Origin of the sequence: Microbacterium sp. CPCC 204701 (genome assembly GCF_004010105.1) — a bacterium.
Lineage (GTDB): Bacteria > Actinomycetota > Actinomycetes > Actinomycetales > Microbacteriaceae > Microbacterium.
This window is the reverse complement of the sequence record NZ_RRYE01000219.1, coordinates 1-5,041: the sequence shown is the minus strand read 5'-3', so window position 1 is coordinate 5,041 and position 5,041 is coordinate 1. Positions and strand designations below refer to the sequence as shown.

Below are 5,041 nucleotides of genomic sequence, written 5' to 3'. Positions count from 1 at the left end.
CGCTGGATCTCATAGCGCACTGCGCGCTCGACCGACCGCATCGAGTTGACGTTCTTGGTCTCGGTGCGGGTTCCGAGCGGGGCTGCGGGCTCGCCTGCGGCAGCGCGGGGACGCAGCGACACGTTCGCGTCGCAGCGGAGGTTGCCGCGCTCCATGCGTGCATCCGAGATGCCGAGGGAGAGCACGATGTCGCGGATCGTCTGCACGTACGCCTTCGCCACCTCGGGCGCGCGATGCTCGGTGTCGAAGATCGGCTTCGTGACGATCTCGACCAGTGGCACGCCGGCGCGGTTGTAATCCACAAGCGAGTACTCCGCGCCCTGGATGCGCCCGGTCGAGCCGCCGACGTGCGTCAGCTTTCCGGCATCCTCCTCCATGTGCGCGCGCTCGATCGGCACCGCCACGACGGTGCCGTCCGCGAGCTCCACCTCGACCTGACCCTCGAACGCGATGGGCTCGTCGTACTGCGAGATCTGATAGTTCTTGCCGAGGTCCGGGTAGAAGTAGTTCTTGCGGGCGAAGCGGCTCGACGGCGCGATGGAGCAGCCGAGCGCGAGGCCCAGGCTGATCGAGGAGCGCACGGCGGTCTCGTTGACCACGGGCAGCGAACCGGGAAGACCCATGTCGACGGGGGCGACGAGGGTGTTCGGCAGAGCCCCGTGGTTCGCGGAGTTGGCGGGGTTCGCCGCGCCCGAGAACATCTTGGTCTCGGTGTTGAGCTCGACGTGCACCTCGAACCCCAGGACGGGCTCGAACAGCTCGAGCGCCTCGTCGAAGTCCATCAGCTTGTCCTTCGCCATCAGCGGGCGCCTCCGATCGAACCGAGGGTCGAGTGAGTGAGCTGGGGCGCCCGATCGAGGAGCGGTGCGCCCCACGAGTCGACGAGGATCGCCTCGAGCGCGGCACCGACCCGGTACAGGCGCACGTCCTCGCGAGCCGGCGCGAGGAACTGGATGCCGACCGGGAGGCCGTCCTCTGCCGCCACGCCAGACGGAATCGAGATGCCGGGCACGCCCGCGAGGTTCGCCGGGATCGTCGTCACATCGTTCAGGTACATCTGCAGCGGGTCGTCGACCTTCTCGCCGAGCGCGAAGGCCGTCGTCGGCGCCGACGGCGTCGCGATGACGTCGACCCGCGCGAACGCCTCGTCGAAGTCGCGCTGAATGAGCGTGCGCACCTTCTGCGCGGAGCCGTAGTAGGCGTCGTAGTAGCCCGCCGACAGCGCGTAGGTGCCGAGGATGATGCGGCGCTTCACCTCGTCGCCGAACCCGGCGTCGCGCGTAGCGGCCATGACGTCCTCGACGGTCCCGCCTGGCACGTCGACGCGAAGCCCGAAGCGCACCGAATCGAACTTCGCCAGGTTGCTGGATGCCTCGGCCGGAAGGATCAGGTAGTACGCGGCGACGCCGTACTCGAAGTGCGGCGCGCTGATCTCGACGATCTCGGCGCCCGCCGCCTCCATCGCGGCGAGGGCCGCGCGGAACGACTCCGACACGCCGGGCTGGAACCCGCTGTCGGGAAGCTCCTTGATGACGCCGACTTTGAGGCCCTTCAGCACGCCCCCCGTCGCCCCCTCGCGCGCGGCGGCGGCGAACGACGGCCACTCGTGCACGAGCGAGGTCGAGTCGTGCGGGTCGTGGCCGGCGATCACGTCGTGGAGCAGGCCCGAGTCGAGGACCGTGCGCGTGACGGGCCCGACCTGGTCGAGCGACGAGGCGAGCGCGATCGCGCCGTAGCGGCTCACGCCGCCGTACGTCGGCTTGACTCCGACGGTGCCGGTGACGTGCGCCGGCTGGCGGATCGAGCCTCCGGTGTCGGAGCCCAGCGCGAGCGGCGCCTCGAATGCCGCGACGGCGGCTGCCGAGCCACCGCCGGACCCGCCGGGGATCCGGTCGAGGTCCCACGGGTTGCGGGTCGGTCCGAACGCGGAGTGCTCGGTCGACGAGCCCATCGCGAACTCGTCCATGTTCGTCTTGCCGAGCGGCACGAGGCCTGCGGCGCGGCTGCGCGCCACGACGGTCGCGTCGTACGGCGACATGTAGCCCTCGAGGATGCGTGAGCCGCTCGTCGACGGCATGTCGGTGGTGACGAGCACGTCCTTGATCGCGAGCGGCACGCCGGCGACGGCGCCCAGGGTCTCGCCTGCGGCACGCCTGCGGTCGATGTCGGCGGCGACCTCCAGAGCGTGGTCGCTCACGTGGAGGAACGCGTGGATGTCGCCGTCGACGGCCGCGATGCGGTCGAGGTGGGCCTGCGTGGCCTCCACGCTCGAGACCTCGCCGGCGGCGAGCTTGTCGGCGAGCGCGGCGGCGCTCAGCTTCGTCAGATCGGTCACGTCGGCCCCTTACTGCTCTTCGCCGAGGATGGCGGTGACGCGGAATCGGCCGTCCGCGGCGTCGGGTGCGTTCTGAAGCACCAGAGCCGGAGTGAGCTGGTCGCCGACGACGTCCGAACGGTAGACGTTCTGCAGGGCGATCGGGTGGCTCGTCGCCGGCACGTCCGGCGTGGCCACCTCCGACACCTTCGCGATGTTGTCGACGATCACGTCGAGCTGCCCGGTGAGGCGCTCGACCTCCTCGTCGCTCAGCTGGATCCTGGCGAGCACACCGAGATGGCGCACGAGATCGGGGGTGATTTCAGACACCCGGACAGTCTAGTTGGGAGCGGGGCCGGCCCCACGGCCTCGCCCGCGCCCGGCGTAGGCTGATCGCGTGACCTACGACCCGCCGCGCCCCTGGATCGCCAGCTACGCCGAGGGGGTGCCGGCCGACCTCGAGCCCGTCACCGGCTCTCTCGTCGACATCGTGGCAGCGTCCGCACGCGACTACCCGGACGCTCCCGCCCTGCAGTTCTTCGGACGCACGACGTCGTACCGCTCGCTGCACGAGCAGATCGACCGCGCGGCCGCGGGCCTGCGAGACCTCGGCGTGAAGGCGGGCGATCCGGTCGCGATCGTGCTGCCGAACTGCCCGCAGCACATCGTCGCCTTCTACGCGGTCCTGCGCCTGGGCGCGGTCGTCATCGAGCACAACCCGCTCTACACGCCGCGGGAGCTCCGCAAGCAGTTCGAGGACCACGGCGCCAAGCACGCGATCGCGTGGACGAAGGTCGTGAAGACCATCCAGGAGTTCCCCGCCGACCTCTCCGTCTCAGCTCTCGTGTCCGTGGACATCACCAAGGCGATGCCGCTGCGCACGCGCATGGCGCTGAAGCTGCCGATCGCGAAGGCCCGCGACGCACGCGAGGCGCTGCACGCCCGGGTGAGCGGCACCGTGCCATGGGAAGACGTCGTGGGCACGGCGCCGCTTCCGTCATCGCACCCCGCGCCGGGCACCGACGATCTCGCGCTGATCCAGTACACGAGCGGCACCACGGGTACCCCGAAGGGCGCGGCGCTCACGCATCGCAACCTGCTCTCCAACGCCGCCCAGGCACGGGCCTGGGTGCCCTCCATCGTGCGCGGCGACGGATGCGTCGTGTACGCGGTGCTGCCGATGTTCCATGCCTACGGGCTCACGCTGTGCCTGACGTTCGCGATGTCGATGGGCGCGCGCCTCGTGCTGTTCCCCCGCTTCGACCCCGACATGGTGCTCGAGGTCACCGAGAAGCACCCGGCAACCTTCCTTCCGCTCGTCCCGCCCATCGCCGACCGGCTGCTGAAGGCGGCGCAGGAGAAGGGGGTGTCGCTGGCCGGGACCCAGGTCGCGGTCTCCGGCGCTATGGCGCTCCCGCACGAGCTCGTAGTGCCGTTCGAGGCAGCATCAGGCGGCTATCTCGTCGAGGGCTACGGTCTCAGCGAGTGCTCCCCCGTGCTCATGGCGAACCCCGTCGCCGACAACCGCGTGCCCGGCTCGGTCGGCCTGCCGCTGCCCGGCACCGAGTGCCGAGTCGTCGACCCGGACGACCCTACGACGGACGTGGCGCAGGGCGAGCGCGGTGAGCTCGTCGTGCGGGGTCCGCAGGTGTTCAGCGGCTACTACGGCAAGCCCGAAGAGACCGAGGCGGTGTTCGCCGACGGCTGGTACCGCACCGGCGACATCGTGACGATCGACGATGCGGGGTTCATCCGCATCGTCGACCGCATCAAGGAGCTCATCATCACCGGCGGCTTCAACGTCGCGCCCACCGAGGTCGAGAGCGTGCTCCGGCAGCATCCGCGGGTCGAGGACGCCGCTGTCGTAGGACTTCCGAACGAGCACTCCGGCGAGGAGGTCGTCGCCGCGATCGTCGTCTCGCCCGGCGACGAGATCGATGTCGAGGCCGTCCGCGAGTACGCGCGCGGCATCCTCACGCCCTACAAGGTGCCCCGCCGCGTGTTCGTCGTCGACGAGCTGCCGAAGTCGCTGATCGGCAAGGTCCTGCGCCGTCAGGTGCGCGAGCGCCTGCTGACGCTCACGACGGGCGAGTGACGCCGGCTCAGTCCACCAGTCCGGCGCGGGCGACCGCGACCGCGTACGGGTGCAGGGTGGCGGCGAAGACGCCGCCCGAGACACCGGGATCGCCATCCATCACGGCCCGCGCTTCGTTTTCGTCATCGGCTTCGAAGATGACGATCCCGAAGGCGTCGCCCGCCTCTTGCGTGCGACCGGCGAGGATCAGGATGCCTCGATCTCGCAGATCAACCAGATACTCGAAGTGCGCCGTGCTCGTGTCGCGCTCCTCCTGCGTCGGTGCGGTGACCATCTCGGGTCGAGCCGGCACGATGCGATAGAGCCATTCGGTCATGTGCGGATCACCTTTCGTCGGGGACGAGCGCGTCGAGGGCCGCAGGCCCCTCGGTCACGAGGAGGTGGAACTGCGTCGCGTCGAGGATGCGGATGCCGAGCTCCTCGGCCTTCGTCAGCTTCGAGCCGGCACCCGGCCCCGCTGCGACGAAGTCGGTCTTCTTCGAGACGCTCGACGCCGCCTTGCCGCCGGCATTGATGATCGCCTCCTGCGCACCCTCGCGCGTGTAGCCGTCGAGTGAGCCGGTGGCGACCACGGTGAGTCCGTCGAGGACGCCGCCGCCCGCCGCGGCGGCGCCGGGACCGGGATGCCCGGG

Annotated in this window: 5 protein-coding genes and 1 pseudogene; 1 reads left to right on the top strand and 5 read right to left on the bottom strand. The window is 70.2% G+C overall.

All coding sequences use genetic code 11. The features are described from left to right. From EIO58_RS12315 to gatC, 3 genes and pseudogenes are all read right to left on the bottom strand, one after another. Nucleotides 1-800 (bottom strand): annotated as a pseudogene (locus tag EIO58_RS12315) (Asp-tRNA(Asn)/Glu-tRNA(Gln) amidotransferase subunit GatB); the annotation flags it as partial. Next, entirely contained in the window at nt 800-2,335 is a 1,536-nt protein-coding gene (gene gatA, locus EIO58_RS12310; RefSeq protein WP_127819790.1) for an Asp-tRNA(Asn)/Glu-tRNA(Gln) amidotransferase subunit GatA, read from the bottom strand. The pseudogene EIO58_RS12315 and the gene gatA, both read right to left, overlap by 1 nt. A 9-nt stretch (nt 2,336-2,344) precedes the next feature. Then, nucleotides 2,345-2,644, bottom strand: coding sequence for an Asp-tRNA(Asn)/Glu-tRNA(Gln) amidotransferase subunit GatC (gene gatC, locus EIO58_RS12305; RefSeq protein WP_127819789.1), 300 nt, complete (start codon nt 2,642-2,644; stop codon nt 2,345-2,347). A 67-nt stretch (nt 2,645-2,711) separates the two neighbouring features. On the opposite strand from gatC, the gene EIO58_RS12300 reads away from it, so the two are divergent. Further along, the gene (locus EIO58_RS12300; RefSeq protein WP_127819788.1) at nt 2,712-4,409 is read left to right on the top strand and encodes a long-chain-fatty-acid--CoA ligase; all 1,698 of its coding nucleotides are present in this window, start codon (nt 2,712-2,714) and stop codon (nt 4,407-4,409) included. Nucleotides 4,410-4,416: 7 nt separating this feature from the next. Here EIO58_RS12300 and EIO58_RS12295 read toward each other — a convergent pair whose 3' ends face one another. Continuing rightward, nucleotides 4,417-4,725 (bottom strand): YciI family protein, encoded by a 309-nt coding sequence (locus EIO58_RS12295; protein WP_127819787.1) that lies wholly within the window; start codon nt 4,723-4,725, stop codon nt 4,417-4,419. Between the two features lie 7 nt (nt 4,726-4,732). Then, the coding region (locus tag EIO58_RS12290) for a BRCT domain-containing protein (RefSeq protein WP_342447977.1) at nt 4,733-5,041 on the bottom strand (309 nt) is incomplete at its 5' end.